Origin of the sequence: Anabaena sp. WA102 (assembly GCF_001277295.1) — a bacterium.
In the GTDB taxonomy this organism is placed as follows: Bacteria; Cyanobacteriota; Cyanobacteriia; order Cyanobacteriales; family Nostocaceae; genus Dolichospermum; species Dolichospermum heterosporum.
Genome location: NZ_CP011456.1, coordinates 194,983 through 210,494, shown reverse-complemented (window position 1 = coordinate 210,494; position 15,512 = coordinate 194,983). Strand labels below are relative to the sequence as shown.

The 15,512-nt window shown below is 38.3% G+C and carries 14 protein-coding genes and 1 pseudogene; 6 read left to right on the top strand and 9 right to left on the bottom strand.

Going from position 1 to position 15,512, the window contains the following annotated elements:
* Nucleotides 1-415: 415 nt before the first annotated feature.
* Nucleotides 416-979 (top strand): YHS domain-containing (seleno)protein, encoded by a 564-nt coding sequence (locus AA650_RS00790; protein ID WP_053537582.1) that lies wholly within the window; start codon nt 416-418, stop codon nt 977-979.
* A 167-nt stretch (nt 980-1,146) separates the two neighbouring features.
* On the opposite strand, the gene AA650_RS27450 is transcribed toward AA650_RS00790, so the two are convergent.
* The 6 genes and pseudogenes from AA650_RS27450 to AA650_RS00765 all read right to left on the bottom strand — a co-directional run bounded on the left by AA650_RS27450 (nt 1,147) and on the right by AA650_RS00765 (nt 7,933).
* A complete protein-coding gene (locus AA650_RS27450) occupies nt 1,147-2,433 on the bottom strand; it encodes a GUN4 domain-containing protein (protein WP_053537581.1) in 1,287 nt (428 codons plus the stop codon).
* 644 nt (nt 2,434-3,077) lie between these two features.
* A complete protein-coding gene (locus AA650_RS00780; RefSeq protein ID WP_234413264.1) occupies nt 3,078-3,788 on the bottom strand; it encodes a S1 family peptidase in 711 nt (236 codons plus the stop codon).
* A 120-nt stretch (nt 3,789-3,908) separates the two neighbouring features.
* Complete coding sequence (locus AA650_RS00775; RefSeq protein WP_234413263.1) at nt 3,909-4,478, bottom strand: COP23 domain-containing protein; 570 nt, start codon at nt 4,476-4,478, stop codon at nt 3,909-3,911.
* Between the two features lie 208 nt (nt 4,479-4,686).
* Nucleotides 4,687-6,222, bottom strand: a complete 1,536-nt coding sequence (locus AA650_RS00770; RefSeq protein WP_053537579.1) for a serine/threonine-protein kinase — start codon at nt 6,220-6,222, stop codon at nt 4,687-4,689.
* Nucleotides 6,223-6,415: 193 nt separating this feature from the next.
* Nucleotides 6,416-6,656 (bottom strand): annotated as a pseudogene (locus AA650_RS25900) (metal ABC transporter permease); the annotation flags it as partial.
* A 320-nt stretch (nt 6,657-6,976) separates the two neighbouring features.
* Nucleotides 6,977-7,933, bottom strand: a complete 957-nt coding sequence (locus tag AA650_RS00765) for an NAD-dependent epimerase/dehydratase family protein (RefSeq protein ID WP_053537578.1) — start codon at nt 7,931-7,933, stop codon at nt 6,977-6,979.
* A gap of 231 nt (nt 7,934-8,164) precedes the next feature.
* Here AA650_RS00765 and AA650_RS29240 point away from each other — a divergent pair, with 231 nt between their 5' ends.
* A complete protein-coding gene (locus AA650_RS29240; RefSeq protein WP_335337407.1) occupies nt 8,165-8,290 on the top strand; it encodes a 4-Cys prefix domain-containing protein in 126 nt (41 codons plus the stop codon).
* Here AA650_RS29240 and AA650_RS00760 read toward each other — a convergent pair.
* Complete coding sequence (locus tag AA650_RS00760) at nt 8,273-8,830, bottom strand: RNA-guided endonuclease InsQ/TnpB family protein (protein ID WP_234413262.1); 558 nt, start codon at nt 8,828-8,830, stop codon at nt 8,273-8,275. The genes AA650_RS29240 and AA650_RS00760 overlap by 18 nt on opposite strands.
* Between AA650_RS00760 and AA650_RS25895 the strand changes: the two genes are divergently transcribed.
* From AA650_RS25895 to AA650_RS00745, 3 genes are all read left to right on the top strand, one after another.
* Nucleotides 8,821-9,033 carry a GUN4 domain-containing protein gene (locus AA650_RS25895; protein WP_081424338.1) on the top strand — a complete coding sequence of 71 codons (213 nt, stop codon included), beginning with the start codon at nt 8,821-8,823 and terminating at the stop codon, nt 9,031-9,033. The two genes, AA650_RS00760 and AA650_RS25895, sit on opposite strands and share 10 nt — an antisense overlap.
* A gap of 401 nt (nt 9,034-9,434) precedes the next feature.
* Nucleotides 9,435-10,553, top strand: coding sequence for a magnesium chelatase ATPase subunit I (bchI, locus tag AA650_RS00750; protein WP_053537576.1), 1,119 nt, complete (start codon nt 9,435-9,437; stop codon nt 10,551-10,553).
* Nucleotides 10,554-10,614: 61 nt separating this feature from the next.
* Nucleotides 10,615-10,932 (top strand): hypothetical protein, encoded by a 318-nt coding sequence (locus tag AA650_RS00745; RefSeq protein ID WP_027403494.1) that lies wholly within the window; start codon nt 10,615-10,617, stop codon nt 10,930-10,932.
* Here the strand turns inward: AA650_RS00745 and AA650_RS00740 are convergent.
* The gene (locus AA650_RS00740; RefSeq protein ID WP_199924355.1) at nt 10,927-11,646 is read right to left on the bottom strand and encodes a Uma2 family endonuclease; all 720 of its coding nucleotides are present in this window, start codon (nt 11,644-11,646) and stop codon (nt 10,927-10,929) included. The two genes, AA650_RS00745 and AA650_RS00740, sit on opposite strands and share 6 nt — an antisense overlap.
* A 288-nt stretch (nt 11,647-11,934) precedes the next feature.
* Nucleotides 11,935-12,630 (bottom strand): Uma2 family endonuclease, encoded by a 696-nt coding sequence (locus tag AA650_RS00735; protein WP_053537575.1) that lies wholly within the window; start codon nt 12,628-12,630, stop codon nt 11,935-11,937.
* A gap of 265 nt (nt 12,631-12,895) precedes the next feature.
* Here AA650_RS00735 and pheT point away from each other — a divergent pair, with 265 nt between their 5' ends.
* Complete coding sequence (gene pheT / locus AA650_RS00730; protein ID WP_053537574.1) at nt 12,896-15,331, top strand: phenylalanine--tRNA ligase subunit beta; 2,436 nt, start codon at nt 12,896-12,898, stop codon at nt 15,329-15,331.
* The last annotated feature ends 181 nt before the right edge of the window (nt 15,332-15,512 follow it).

Here is a 15,512-nt window from a genome sequence, read left to right as displayed (position 1 = left end):
ATTTATTCTTGCCACTTTTCCATAATTCCATTTAACATCTGTTCAAAAAATTCCCTCTTGAGGAAACTGGAATTTACCCCTCTTAGTCCCCCCTTGTAAAGGCTACGGTGTACACACAAGTCTTCTAGAGTTGCCCCACAACGTTTAGATCCCCCCAACCCCCCTTAAAAAGGGGGGCTAAATTCCTCAAAGTCCCCCTTTTTAAGGGGGATTTAGGGGGATCGGATAACGTTTAGCATCCTGTCTAGAGATGTGTGTACACCGTAGCTTGTAAAGGGGGGAAACTGGAATTTACCCCCCTTAGTCCCCCCTTGTAAAGGGGGGAAACCGGAAAAATTAGTTCCCTCCCCTTTGCAAGGGGAGGGTTAGGGTGGGGTAAGAACCTGATATTGTCCTAAAACAAATAAACATTTTTATGAATCACCAGAACTTTCTCGCTTTCGTCACATCCTCAATATTCATGGTGGGATTAACTTTAGGTTGTCGTTCTCATGCAACCACTACAACCGTTATTCCCAGCCTTCAACCCGATGCCAATGGTAATTTTGCTCCAAATGCTATTCAGGGGCAGAATACCCCTTTAAAGCTGGCTGCTAAGGTGTTTAATGTCCAAGACTCTTTTGTTTTAAAAGGTTTTGATGCTGTTGCTTATTTTCAACAAGGAAAAGCCATTCCAGGTAATGATAATTTCACCTATAAATGGCAGAATGTAAATTGGCGATTTTCCACAGCCGAAAACCGCAACTTATTTATTAAAAATCCTGAAAAATACGCTCCTCAATATGGAGGATTTTGTGCTTGGGCTGTCAGTAGAGGATATACTGCACCTATTGACCCTAATGCGTGGAAAATAGTGGACGGTAAGCTGTACTTAAATGCTAATTTGGACACTCAAAAACGCTGGGAAAAGGACATTCCTGGAAATATTCAAAAAGCTGATCAAAATTGGCCTGGTATAGCTGGGAAAATTCGTCGTTAATGAGTACAAGTAGGTCGGGTTAAGCGACAGCGCAACCCGACGTTCATGTTGGGTTTCATGCTTCAACCCAACCTACAAACTATGAAATCCCCAAAGCCTAATAAATTGGTTGTTTATTTTTTGATAAGAAATACTTATAATCTTGTGTAATGCTTATGGGTTATAGTCTAGAGAAGAGAAAAGAGTACCCCAACCTTACTCTCCCAACCCCAAACCACAACACGCGGGAGGTGTCCCTGTGGTGGTGCATTTTTACTAAAGGTATGACTATCGTAACTGAGCCACTCATTATTTTTTCTCCAACCGACGCGGGAGCCTAACTTTACATAAGTATCCCAATCAGGTTCTCCATCTAACTTACCTCCCAAGTCCAGCCAAATTTGCTTTTGTACAGAAAAGCCAAATTTACCCTTGCTATGTTTTACCCATAATTGATCCATTTTTCGCAATTCCTGTCTAATTTTTCGCAATTCCTGTCTAGGAAAATTTCCATCTTCATGTGTTATTTCATACTCTTCTCCTTTAGTTAACTTTTGCATCAATTCCCAAGTTTCTAAATCTGCATCTCGCCATTTTCCTGCTTTTAAAAATGCTTCTAATTTTTGAAATGTGACAGGTGTAGATTCGGTTCTAGGACTAGGATTATTACGAGAGGTATTAGCTTGGGTATTATCTGGAATATTACTAATTAAATTGGGGAACAATGTGACAGGTTTAGATTCAGTTCTAGGACTAGGATTATTACGAGGGGTATTAGCTTGGGTATTATCTTGAATATTACTAATTAAATTGGGGAATTTTTCCGTCGGGATTCCCTGAACTCCTACAATTTCAGTTCTTTGAACACCTTGAATTATAATAGATTGGGTTTCTGCCTTACCGTGAATAGCAATTAGAAGACCTTCTTCATTTAATACTGGACCTCCACTCATCCCCGGTAAGGCTGATCCATTATAGGATAATTCATACCCTTCTTGATTTTGACTCCTGCCTGTTATATCGGCTCGTATAAAACGATAATTACGCGGTTGATTTGTGGTTTCAGCCGGAAACCCTGCATAATATACGGTAGCTCCCTCTTTAACTGTCCGAGAATCAGCAATTTTAGCAAGGGGATAATTTTGGGAACTGGTAAATCTGACTAAGGCTAAATCTAATTTTCCCAGAGTTTGAGCTTTGTTTTCCATGGGGTATTTTTGCCCATCATAGGTGATAATCTCATAAAGACCATATCCCTTTTTAACCACATGATTGGCTGTTAGCACAGTGTAGGTATTACCATTTTTGGCAATAATTACTCCTGAACCCTTACCATCTAGTCCTCCAATCATGACGGTGATTGGTTTAGCGATATCATTAACTTGTACAGGAGTTAAGGCTGATACGGGTTGGTATTGTACTAAAGCTAGGGTTGTTGTCCCTAGAATTACTCCTAATCCCTGGGAAAATTTCATAGTCTTTTGTCTGTTATAATACTATTTTTTATATACTATTTTTTATAATACCCTTTCTTTGTACTTCACGCAAAGATGTAAGGTTTTAAAAGCTTGATTTAGATTTAGACAGCCAGACAGCCAGGGAATAAATTCCCTGTCTGAAAGCTCAAGTCGGTTAAAACCGACTGGGGATTTGATTAGACATCTCCGGTAATTAAATGTGCGTGGTTTGAAACCCTTGTAGAGACGTTCTATAGAACGTCTCTACATTCATTTTCACCAGAGGTCTATGTCTATTGGGTTCGCTCAATAGTAATGCACCATGATCAAGGATTATGGGTAAAATGAGATTCATTTAGGTAGAGTGTGTTAGCGACAGCGTAACGCATCATTATCAATGATTCTTATCATCTGAATATATCTAATAAGTTATTCAAATCATTTTTCAGCAAAAAAGCACAAGTACCCTATATTCTCAATAATCTTGAGAATTTTCTCAATAAGCTGATGAAAAAAGTTAATTTCAGGGCTTGAAATTCTCAACTATTTTTTGTACAATTTTTTTAGGTAAAATCTGCTTGGGCTTTTTTGAGAAAAAGACTTACAGCAGATTTAAACTTGTTTATATATTTTATTTTTTGTCTCCCGCAAAATTACAAGCATCAGGAATTGCCTTTAGCAAATAATAATTGCTTGACTGTTTCTAAGGGAATACCCCAACTATATTGACTTATTTGTTCTCGCTGTGCGTCCGTTGGGTAAGAACCATCTTCAAAAACATAAGGATCACCCCAAATTGGGTTAGCATGAAGTCCATTAATTCCCACTAATTCCCCCGCGCCATTTAATAGGGGTCCTCCACTCATCCCTTTTTCTACATCATTGGTAAAGCCAATTTGGTATCCTCCCTCTAGGGCTTTATCTAGCACCAGTTGAATTTTACCGGGTTTAATCACAAACCTCCCGGATTTGCTTTGGCTATTTTTGAGGGGAAAACCTGCGGACATTACCCAAGCTCCAATGGCAGCTTGTTGATTTGATTTGGTAGCAATCCTGTATTCTGAGTCAGCTACAAATTCTAATAAGGCTAAATCTAAACCATTTCCCCTCAGTTGTTTTTTCCGCACCACAGAGTTAGCACGGTAAATTTTTCCGTCGGGAGTTTGAATAGAATAGGGAGCTTCACCGGCTTGTAAAACGTGATTATTGGTAATTACTCCATAGGTTGAGGTTAATTTATCTTGATAAAATAGTACACCAGAACCTAATGAGCGATCGCGCTTTTCTCTAGGGCTACTCAGAATCTTAACTGTAATTAAACGGGCTTCTTGTTCAAGTTGAATTTGTTCCTGTCCAGACCACAAATTAACCATTGAAAAAGGGGGTTTTGGAACTGACGACACTGGAGCCAAAGGCAAAACAGAACCAGCTATTGCAAAAACAGCGACCATTCCTATCCGCCAACTCATGATTTTCCCCCCATAATTTCCAATTTACCAGATCGGCTCACTTTTACCGTTGATCACCTGATCAATGTCAACGCTGGCTGTGCCATCACGGTTGATTGTTGGTTTAATGTGTCCTTCTTGGTCGCCACTGAGGTAAACAGCTTCCCCACTTGCGGCAACACGGGTATTCAATAGTTGTTCAAGGACTTGCTTAGGGTCACGATCCTTTGTCATGGTCAGTAAAACATTTTTCTTATCACAAGCTCTCTGATTAGTTCCTAAACCACAGATAACATATTGACCGTTAACTGTTCCCGTTTTCAGGATTTTCAGTTCACCTTTATTTTGCAGTTTCTGGAAACGATCTGATACCTCTTGACAACGTTTTTGAGGTGTCCATGTATCACTAATCTGACTTGTGTTTGTCCACACAATTAAGGCTACACTACCTCTGGTTGGGTGACGAACCACGGTTACTGGATAGTTATCACTCAAACCACAGGTAAATTGGCGGCTTTGAGCTTGGCTGGGTTGATTACTAGCTAAAGTAACACTCAAGGCTAAAGCCAGACCAGTTAAGGGTGCTGATAGGTTATTTTTCATAACTAAAGCCATAAGAAATCAGGTTATTAAGAGGGTTACAAAAAGCTGATTATTTGAGTCAATCCTATGTTAATATAACTAGTGTCTAAATGTCAATTGAGAAGGTATATTACCCCGCTGGATCTCAGAGGATATTTGAAAAGTTTTTAATGTATAAATAGGCTTGCTGATAGCGTAGCGTGGCGTTAGCCATACTTCTAGCCCCTTTTCAAACACCCTCTCATAGACCAATAGGCTCTATATGAAAAGACCTCATCATGGTTTGTTCTACATCCTTGAGAAAGGGATCATAGAGTTTTTCTTCTGCTCGGTAAGTCAGAATATAAACTTTTGAATCACTAATAGTCCAAACTTCCATGGACTTAAACCTGAAGTTATGAATTTGATCTTGACCTGTATAAACTATTTGATATCCCTCTCGATCATCTAGTTTTTTCGATTTTTGTTCGAGAATTTGGACGTTTCTAACGGATTTTTTAATTTGTTCGATAGCAGCCTGATTATACTCTGATAAAGTCTGAGATTTTTGTATATCTTCGATACGGATAAATAGCCCTACTTCGAGATTCAGACTAGAAGTATTAGGGAATATTTTGGCAATAGTTCCCCCGGTTAACGGACTATATTCTTGTTTTTCAGCCTTCCAGTCTTGAGGATATTTGATCTCAATTCCAAATTGTTTATCTGTAAATAGTTTACCAGGAATAGTTTTAATACTTCCTTGGGAGTTTTGAATTTGATCGCTATACAAAGTTATGAAAACCCCAGCAGCGGTCAAAATAATTGCTGTTATCAATAAAACTTTAATAAATTGAGGTTGGGGAGGAGGGATAATTATTGTCTTATCACCATTATTTGTACGCGGACTCAATCCCGGTGGTTTATCATCAGGTTTATTCAGAGCTTCCATTACTTCCCTTGCTGACTGGAATCTATAATAAGGATCTTCTTGGAGCATACGCCTTAGTATCTTACCCAAATGTTCACTAATATAGGGATATTTTTGCCAATTCCAAAGATTATTAACGTCACGGGAATCGTCTGGAAATTCACCTGTTAATAATTGCACACAAGAAGCAGCTAAAGCATATAAATCACTGGAATAATCAACTTTTTCCTTTTTGATTTGTTCTGGGGGAGCATAGGAAATAGTTCCAAATACTATAGATTTTTCTGTGGTGGAAATATCACCTTTAATTACTTGTTTAACTGCTCCAAAGTCAATTAAATAGAATTTGTCATCTTCTGCATTGGAGCGCACAATATTACTAGGTTTAATATCCCGGTGAATAACATTGTGATTATGGATAAAGTCCAAACCAGGTAAAATATTATTTAATAGAGTCAAAACTTTTGCTTCTGAAAAACGTCCTTGTTGTTCCAGTTCTTTACTTAGATCTTCACCTTCGATATATTGTTGAACCAAATAATTAAACTCTTGTTGAGTATTTAATTGCGGGTCAGTTACAGTTAAGGAAAAATAATCATATAAGGAGGGAATATTACCACTTTTATCCCCTAAATCTTCTAGAACCTGAGCCTCTCTTTCAAAGGCTTTTTTGATCCCTGCAACAATTTCAGGAGAATGATGACTCTCAATTCGTAATCGCTTAACAACACAACGACGTTGATTAAGTGTATTTAGGTCAATAGCGAGAAAAGTATCCCCAAAACTCCCTCCTCCTAAAGGTCTTAGAAGTTGGTATCTTCCTTTGTTTCCAGCTAAAATCGGGAGTTGTCCTTGAATCTCTCTCATTTTCTTTCCCCTGGGTTGCTGCACTCTTGATCTAACACCTCAAGAATTATAATAGCGGTAATTGTGAACACTTTTCTAGTTTAGTCAAATAACGGCAATTAGCGATCGCTACTACACCAACAAAGTCCATTTATGTGGAATAACGTAAATATAAAGAAGCATTAAATGTAATGAAATTACCAATTTGATAATTTTATCTCCTATTCCCACTAGGAATCAAAATCCCATGTCGAGGACTAAACAATAAAGCCAAGGTAAATAAACCCGAAACCACTAATACAATAGCCAGACCAGAAGGTAAATTTATAAAAGTGGCTAAGATACATTCCGCTAATACTAGAAATTACCCCAATTACCGCCCCTAAAATCATGACTTCATGTAAACGTTTGACTAATAAATAAGCAGTTGCACCAGGAGTAATTAAAAGCGTAACGCACCATTATCAAGGATTCTGTGCGTTACGGATTTCATCCTAACGCACCCTACAATACTGAATATATCCAATAAGTTATTTAAATCATTCTTCGGCAAAAAAGGAGAAGTACCCTATATTAGCCTATATTCTCAATAATCTTGAGAATTTTCTCAATAAGCTAACGAAAAAAATTAATTTCAGGGCTTGAAATTCTCAACTATTTTTTGTAGGTCGGGTTAAGCGACAGCGCAACCCGACGCTCATGTTGGATTTTGTGCTATTGCTCCGCAACGCTCACGCGAACAACCCAACCTACAGAAAATGTACAAGGTATTGATCTAAATTCCCGCTTTTACGCTGCTAATTTTCAAAACATCAGTCATTGTTGCACAGTAATTTGGTAAATTAAAGCTGCTAGGATTAATGGCATTAGCATAGCTAAAATGACGATAATTCATACAGAATCTATCCCAGGCTGCCATTTGAATGCGGAATACAGCAATAATTACATTAGCTAAACCTAAAGATAAAGGAATGCGGAAATAAATCTTTTTACGGAAATAAGCACAAACTTCTTCAATGGCTTGATTTGCTGTTAGGGAAGATTGTCCTAACACAAATCGGCGGGGATCTCCCTGTTGTGGTGGATAATCAATTAAATATTGGATAACTGTGGCAATATCTTTACCATGAATGAAGTGAAAACTGCCATCTGCTTGTAAAAAACGAATAAAATTAATATAGTTAGTAACTTCAGGAATACCAGATGTGAGATGAGAATAGGGTTTTTTGTCATCACCACCTAATACTAAGGTAGGAAAAACCGTGGTAATTTTGGGAAAAATAGCTAACTTTTCGATTTGATGTAAACAATCATATTTAGAACGGATATAATCTGTACCAATTTCTCCAGCTTCTTTGAGTGGTTTGTTTTCGTTATTTAAAACACTCGCAGTGGAAAAATAAATTACCTGTTCACATCTTTCGGGATTTAGCAGATTCATTAATTCTAGAGTTTTGAAGACATTAATATCAAAAATGCCCTCACCACCCCAGGAAGTGGCTGTTAATACGGCGATATCAATGGTTTTGAGTAAATTAGAGAATTTACCAATCTCTTGCATATCACCCTGAAGAATGGTGATTCCAGGACGGACTGTAGTATCTACTTGGAGTTTATTAGGGTTTCTAACCAGGAGATATAATTCGTGATTGGTGTTTTGAATTAAGGCTTCGCTGATATAGTGACCGATACAGCCACTTGCACCTGTAACTAAAATACGTTTTTTGGTCATGAAATTGGATGTTGGGGTTTTTGGGTATGGTTGAGGTCAGTGCGTAATTGTAGCATGATTTGAGAAGATAGATCCCCGATTTCTTAAAGAAATCGGGGATCTGGGTGTTAGTTAAGTTATATATTTTTTTAAATGAACCCCTCCAGACGCAGAGAAATGAGGTTTTGAGAGATTTTGCGTAAATCTTGATTAATTAGGGTAAAATTACAACGGAGCCTTGGTTGTGAGTCTATGCGTCAATGTCTTAATCCTGACTGTCTTTTTCCTAACCCTGATAATTTTCAATATTGTCAAAAGTGCGGTAATAAGTTACTTTTGCGTGAAAGGTATATACGTGAACTACCCACACTGACCTGACGGTACAGTGTCGGCTTCCTGTCCAACAGAAAGCACAGTAGTAGACTTCTTGCGTCCTCTATTACTGCGACTTATTTCTGGGCGACAGGCTTCTTGATGAAGTTGTTCATGGGGGAAACCCCCAAGACCACACTTCATCGCTTTATCCCCCGTTCCAGAGGTCAAAATTCGTAGTCCCTCATCTCTGAGGTTTATTGCTGCATTAATATCTCTATCATGTCTAGTCTGGCACTTTTCACAAGTCCAGAATCTTATATCAAGTGGCAAACTACCCACTTGATTAAGGCATACATGACAAGTTTTCGACGAAGGAAAGAATCTATCAACTTCTTGATAAATCTTCCCTTCGTTTTCTGCTTTGTATTTAAGCATGGTGCAAAACATCCCCCAGCCAACTTGTTGAATAGATTTGGCTAGGCAGTGATTTTGCATCATGCCTTTAACATGAAGATTTTCCACCACAATAACTTGGTTTTCGTTAACTATCCTACGAGATAGTTTATGGAGAAAATCTTCTCTACAATTAGTTAGTGGTAGCAAACCGAGAAAAAGAAGGTTGGTTAAATGTTAAAAGTATTGATAGTTTTCCCTGTGATGACCTCCGCATTATTGACGGGTTGTGGGTCAAATATAGTAATGGGCGGTTTGGGTTTTCTGTGCAGAAACTGATAGTTGCGGAATGCGGAATATCCCTACTGAAGATAATACTTGTTTCTCAGCAATTTCAGTTATTTTTCCGATAATTTTAATAATTTTATGAGAATCAGGATTTACAAGATCAAACAATGAACAGGATTTTAATTTACTCACATCCTGTCAATTCTTAAATTCTGGTTATCCTGATGCTGACAATTTCTGTATTCTAAAATTTAGACATTATAGCCACCAAATTATATATCTTGATAATAGCACAAAAAGTCAAGAGGTCAAGAACCTAGTAAAATCGTTACCTTATTGCAATCATTCTCAACAATCTTGAGAATGAAGCAGATTTATTCTCAATAAACATAGTCTTGTGCTTTTTTTGTAAAAGTCAGATTTAAAAAACTTATAAGAAGATTGGCTTTTAACGAACAACCAACCCACCTCCCCAAAATGTGTCAAAATAAAGAATTGTAATAAAAAATATTGTTAAGGTAATTTAGTGACTTCAACTGCTCAAGCTAGTGCGAGTGCGCGTCGTGCGGTCTTTCCATTTACAGCCATCGTTGGTCAAGAAGAAATGAAACTGGCACTGCTGTTAAATGTCATTGACCCCAAAATTGGTGGTGTAATGATTATGGGCGATCGCGGCACCGGAAAATCTACAACTATCCGCGCCTTGGCGGACCTTTTACCAGAAATCCCTGTTGTCGCCAATGACCCTTTCAACAGTGACCCCAGCGACACGGACTTGATGAGTGATGAAGTCCGTCAACAGGTAGCCCAAGGGTTGGAAATTCCCGTCACTCACAAAAAGGTACAAATGGTAGATTTACCATTGGGTGCGACAGAAGACCGAGTTTGTGGGACAATTGACATTGAAAAAGCCTTATCTGAGGGTGTCAAAGCCTTTGAACCCGGACTCCTAGCCAAAGCTAACCGGGGTATTCTTTACGTTGATGAGGTCAACTTATTAGATGACCACTTGGTAGACGTACTCCTCGATTCCGCTGCTAGTGGTTGGAACACTGTGGAACGGGAGGGGATTTCTATCCGTCACCCAGCCAAGTTTGTTCTCGTTGGTTCGGGAAACCCAGAAGAAGGGGAACTGCGTCCCCAACTCCTTGACCGTTTTGGAATGCACGCAGAAATCCGCACTGTGAAAGAACCAGCTTTGCGGGTGCAAATTGTGGAAGAACGGGGTGAATTTGACCAAAATCCGCCTGTGTATTTAGAAAAACACCAAGCTCCCCAAGTAGCATTACAAGAGAAAATTGTCAATGCCCAAAACTTATTACCACAAGTTAATTTAGACTATGACTTCCGGGTAAAAATTTCCGAAGTTTGTTCAGAATTAGATGTGGACGGGTTGCGGGGTGACATTGTGACAAACCGTGCGGCTAAAGCCTTAACCGCTTTTGAAGGTCGGACAGAAGTAACAGTTGACGATATCCGGCGGGTAATTACATTATGTCTGCGTCACCGTCTGCGGAAAGATCCTTTAGAATCCATTGATACAGGATATAAGGTAGAAAAGGTCTTTTGTCGAGTTTTTGGTGTGGAACTTCCAGAAGACTCAACTCAGAAAACTGGTGCAGGGGTAAAAGCTGGCGCTCGTTAGTTTTAATATAGAGACGTTCCATGGAACGTCTCTACAACAGTTAATTAACAACTGACAAATTATGAGAACCTGGAATTTTTGGTTAAATAGCTTGATTTTATTTATTCAAGATCATCCACCCCGATTTGTGGAGTTATTAATGTTGACATTAGCGATCGCTCTGCTGACAGTCTCCACCATTGTCCCAGATAAACCCTACATCATACTAGGTTTAAGTTTTGTCGTGGGAGCATCAACTTCTATATTAGTCCGGGAAGCAATGTCTCCCACCGGAAACAACCACACAGTTTTAACTCAACAACGCCTTACCCAATTTACCGCATTACTGTTATTAGGAATTAGTATTTACGGTTTTGCAGATTTAATTCACACGCTATAAATTTTCAGGATCAACTCCTAATTTTTTTAACATCTTTGCTAATTTATTAGCCTTTTCCTCAGATTCTAACCATTTTCTTTCAGATTCTAAATGTTTTTCCTCACTTTGTTGCATCCTTTCTTCTGGTGTTAAAAATCGTTTTCCATTTTCATCAAACCAATATAACCATTCCCTAGTTATTCCTTGATATGTTGCTTTTTCCATTCCTATTCCTAACCCTATCTCTGGTAGAAAAACAGGGTTTCCTGACAGTAATTTATATTCTCCATTGACTAATTTGTAAACCTCTAAACGTTGTTTTCTTTTACGCTGAGAATTATAAACTACATAATATAATATACCCAATTCTTGAGCATAAAAATCTTTCTTAGTGCTATATTCTCCCCTATAGGTATGAGACACTATTTCTAACACTAAAATCGGTAATTTTTGTTCTTCCCATAATACATAACTGCGGCGTAAATCTTCATCAATTAATCTGGGAATACCAATACTTAAAAATCCATCTGGGACAATTGCAGGTTTATCTGGATCATAATATATTCCCATGTCTACGCCAAAAAACCAATCCCATCTTTGGAACCAGATTAAGGCTAACATGGCTTTTAATAAACCGGGAATTAAATCTTGTAGTTCGTTATCCACTGGTGTGTCGTCAGAGTCGGGTAATTCCTTAGATGAAGGTAAACAATTTGATTGGCTGTATTTTAGCATGATTGATATTACCAATTCTATTTTTATTATAATCCAGATCCCCGACTTCTAAGAAAAATCTATCATTTATTTACAAAATGAAAACAGAAGTCGGGGATATTTTTATCCTTGAATTATGGCTTTTTCTTCTTCAGTTAAACCATACAACCGATAAACAATTTCATCAATTAACCAATCACATTGTTTCAGTTGTTTTTTGATAGGTAAGAGTGTATTTAAACTTGATTGATATTCTTTTTCTAATGTCTCCTGTTCTTTTCTCGCGGTGCATAATACCCTACCATATAATCATAAATTATCTAAATCAATTCCCTTTTCTTGCAACTTAGCTAATAATTCTTGATACTGCTGAATAACTACTTGCTTCTCCTGACGTTCTTGTTCAGCACGTTGATATTCTTGTTTAGCAAGTTGATCAAATTCCACAGATGTGAGAAACTTGTTACCATCAGGATAATAAATCTCTAAATTATCAAGTACAAGTTGAAACCGGATACCCAATCTCGGACTTATCCAACCATTAATATCTTCAATGGCTATAAAAGCATCTTGATAACGCACAAAACCGGATAATTCTAAAGTATCAGGATCATAAATATAATATTCTTCCACACCATAACGTTGATAAAAAAGCGATTTATTAATCATTTTGGGAGTACGATTTCCCGGTGATAAAATTTCAAAAACCACTTGAGGAGGAATATTATTTTCTTTCCATTGTTGATAAGAACCTCTATCTACTTTTGGTCTACCAAACACCACCATAACATCAGGTGCTTGACAAGTTTTGACACTTCCCTCGATAGGATACCAAAGTAAATCACCTGCAATAAATACATCATCTCGTGATGCAAATAATATTTCTAAATTTTCTTTAATTTTAACAATCCATTGATATTGTTTAGTATTATCTGCCATTGGTTGACCGTCGCTGTCAGGATAAATGATTTCTGGTGTGGTTTCTGCTGATAATTGCTGTACCATAGTGGACATATCTCCCATAGGAATAGATTCTGATATCTACTAAATTAATCATAATAGACATCCAGTGAAAAAAATGTAGATAGTTTGCATATCACATCTGTACTATAAAAAGGAAAAATTAGATTTCTTTAACTCATATTCTTTGCGTCTTTGCGCCTTTGCGTGAGGCTAATTCCTACATTAAATCAGCAACGCCAAAAAATCTGATAATTTTCACTTAATATATAAAATTAGAGCGAAAGACAAATCTAAACAAACAGACTCCATGCGTATTTCTCTAAACTGGTTAAAAGAACTCGTAGAAATCAAACTCACCCCAGAAGAACTGGCGGAAACCTTGACAATGGCAGGGTTTGAAGTAGAAGATATAGAAGACCGCCGCACTTGGGCAAATGGTGTAGTTGTGGGGAAAGTGCTGGAACGTCAACCACACCCCAATGCAGACAAATTGAGCGTTTGTACCGTAGATATTGGGGCTGCTGAGACTGTAAATATCGTTTGCGGTGCTGCGAACGTCCGCGCAGATATCTATGTCCCTGTCGCCACCACAGGAACTTATTTACCCAACATTGATTTAAAAATCAAACCCGCAAAACTGCGGGGTGTTCCCTCCAATGGGATGATATGCTCTTTAAAAGAACTGGGTTTACCCACTGATATTGACGGTATTCATATCTTCCCTGAAGAAAACATGGTGGTGGGTAGTGATGTTCGTCCCCTATTGGGTTTGGAAGATGTGATTTTAGATGTCACCGCTACTGCTAACCGGGCTGACGCTTTATCTATGGTGGGTATTGCACGGGAAGTAGCAGCTTTAACTGGGGGAAAATTATCAATTCCCCCAATTGCAGAAGTAGAAAATACCAAGACTGCGAAAAGCATCACTTTAAAAATTTCCGAAACCCAAGCTTGTCCTGCTTATATTGGTACAGTTGTCGAAAACATCAAAATTGCGGCTTCTCCTGAATGGTTACAACAACGTTTACGGGCTGCTGGAGTCAGACCAATTAATAATGTAGTTGATATCACAAACTATGTTTTATTAGAAAGAGGACAACCGCTTCACGCTTTCGACAAAGAGCGTTTACAATCTGTAGGTGGGGGGGAAAATTTAATCATTGGTGTGCGGTTTGCGGAAACTGGGGAAACTTTAAAAACCTTAGATGGAAATATTCGTAATTTATCAACCCAAAATTTATTAATTACCGCTAATAATCAAGCGGTGGCTTTAGCAGGTGTTATGGGTGGTGCAGAAACAGAAGTTCATGAAGGTACACAAAGTTTAGTTTTAGAAGCTGCGTTATTTGATTCTGTGGCTATTCGGCGTTCTTCTCGCAGTGCGGGGTTAAGAAGTGAGGCTTCTGGTAGATACGAAAGGGGCGTAAATCGCGCCGAATTAGAAATAGCTTGTCACCGCGCTTTATCCTTAATTAGTGAATTAGCCGCAGGGGTGATTGTTCAGCAAGAAATTTCCGATTATCGTCCAGATATTTCTACTTGGTCACATTCTATTAACCTGCGTTTAGATAAAGTTAATGAAGTGCTAGGTCCGATTGAACTAGGACTCGAAACAGGAGAATTACAAGGGTCAGATGTCGAAAAAATTCTCACGGCTTTAGGATGTAAATTAGCCAAAATTGATGACCGGAATTGGACAGTTACCGTACCTCCCTATCGTTACCGCGATTTAGAACGGGAAATTGATTTAATTGAAGAAATTGCCCGGTTATATGGTTATGATAAGTTCTGTGATACTTTACCAGAAAAATCCGAAGCTGGTTATCTATCTTTAGAACAAGAATTAATTCGCAGGTTACGCGCTTATCTCCGCGCTGAAGGTTTGACTGAATTAATTCATTATTCTTTGGTGAAACCAGGTGAAGATAAACAGATCATTTTAAGTAACCCTTTGTTCGCTGAATATTCGGCTTTACGCACTGATTTAATTTCCGGTTTAATTACCGCTTTTCAATATAATATAGAGCAAGGAAATGGAGCATTAAACGGTTTTGAAATCGGGCGGATTTTCTGGCGCGAAGAAGAGGGTTTACAAGAAGCGGAAATCCTGGCTGGAATTATTGGTGGTGATATCACTGTCGGTAAATGGTCAAGAGGTGGTAAGGAAGAAGCGATTACTTGGTTTGAAGCCAAAGGCATTTTAGAAAGTGTCTTTAAACAACTAAAATTAACGGTAGAATTTCAACCTGAAAATCGAGATTCTCGTTTACATCCTGGACGCACAGCTTCATTGTGGGTAAAAGGTAGTAGACTGGGAACATTCGGACAAATTCACCCCCAATTACGTCGAGAGAAAGATTTACCAGAAGCCGTTTATGTGTTTCAATTGGATTTAGATGCTCTGTTGGATGCTTGGGATCATGATGATTTGCTAGTTCCCAAATTCAGTTCCTATTCTACCTATCCAGCTAGTGACAGAGATTTGGCGTTTTTTGCCCCTGTGAAAGTGACGGTTTCCGAAATTGAAAAGGTCATTAATAAAGCTGGGAAAGGGTTATTAAACTCGGTGGAATTGTTTGATGAATATCGGGGTGAACACGTTCCCACAGGACAACGTAGTTTAGCGTTTCGTTTAGTATATCGTGCCAGCGATCGCACTCTTACTGAAAATGAAATCGAACCAGTTCATAATCAAGTGCGGACAGCCTTAGTTGAAAAATTTGGTGTGAATTTGAGAAGTTAATCCAAAACAGTCGGTTTTAACCGACTTTTGCTATGAGACAGGGAATTTATTCCCTGGCTTTATCAATTAGGGACTTCCAAGAAATAAATTATCCTGATTAACGAACCACGGAGGCGCAGAGGACACAGAGGAATAAGGGTTTGAGAGATTTTTGCGTTAGGTGGTTTATCGGTTGTCAAGA

Bases quoted from the DNA above. Each gene is read 5' to 3' on its own strand.
- AA650_RS00790 (WP_053537582.1), top strand. From the start codon at position 416: ATGAATCACCAGAACTTTCTCGCTTTCGTCACATCCTCAATATTCATG.
- AA650_RS27450 (WP_053537581.1), bottom strand. From the start codon at position 2,433: ATGAAATTTTCCCAGGGATTAGGAGTAATTCTAGGGACAACAACCCTA.
- AA650_RS00780 (WP_234413264.1), bottom strand. From the start codon at position 3,788: ATGGTTAATTTGTGGTCTGGACAGGAACAAATTCAACTTGAACAAGAA.
- AA650_RS00775 (WP_234413263.1), bottom strand. From the start codon at position 4,478: ATGGCTTTAGTTATGAAAAATAACCTATCAGCACCCTTAACTGGTCTG.
- AA650_RS00770 (WP_053537579.1), bottom strand. From the start codon at position 6,222: ATGAGAGAGATTCAAGGACAACTCCCGATTTTAGCTGGAAACAAAGGA.
- AA650_RS00765 (WP_053537578.1), bottom strand. From the start codon at position 7,933: ATGACCAAAAAACGTATTTTAGTTACAGGTGCAAGTGGCTGTATCGGT.
- AA650_RS29240 (WP_335337407.1), top strand. From the start codon at position 8,165: ATGCGTCAATGTCTTAATCCTGACTGTCTTTTTCCTAACCCTGATAAT.
- AA650_RS00745 (WP_027403494.1), top strand. From the start codon at position 10,615: ATGAGAACCTGGAATTTTTGGTTAAATAGCTTGATTTTATTTATTCAA.
- AA650_RS00740 (WP_199924355.1), bottom strand. From the start codon at position 11,646: ATGCTAAAATACAGCCAATCAAATTGTTTACCTTCATCTAAGGAATTA.
- AA650_RS00735 (WP_053537575.1), bottom strand. From the start codon at position 12,630: ATGGTACAGCAATTATCAGCAGAAACCACACCAGAAATCATTTATCCT.
- pheT (WP_053537574.1), top strand. From the start codon at position 12,896: ATGCGTATTTCTCTAAACTGGTTAAAAGAACTCGTAGAAATCAAACTC.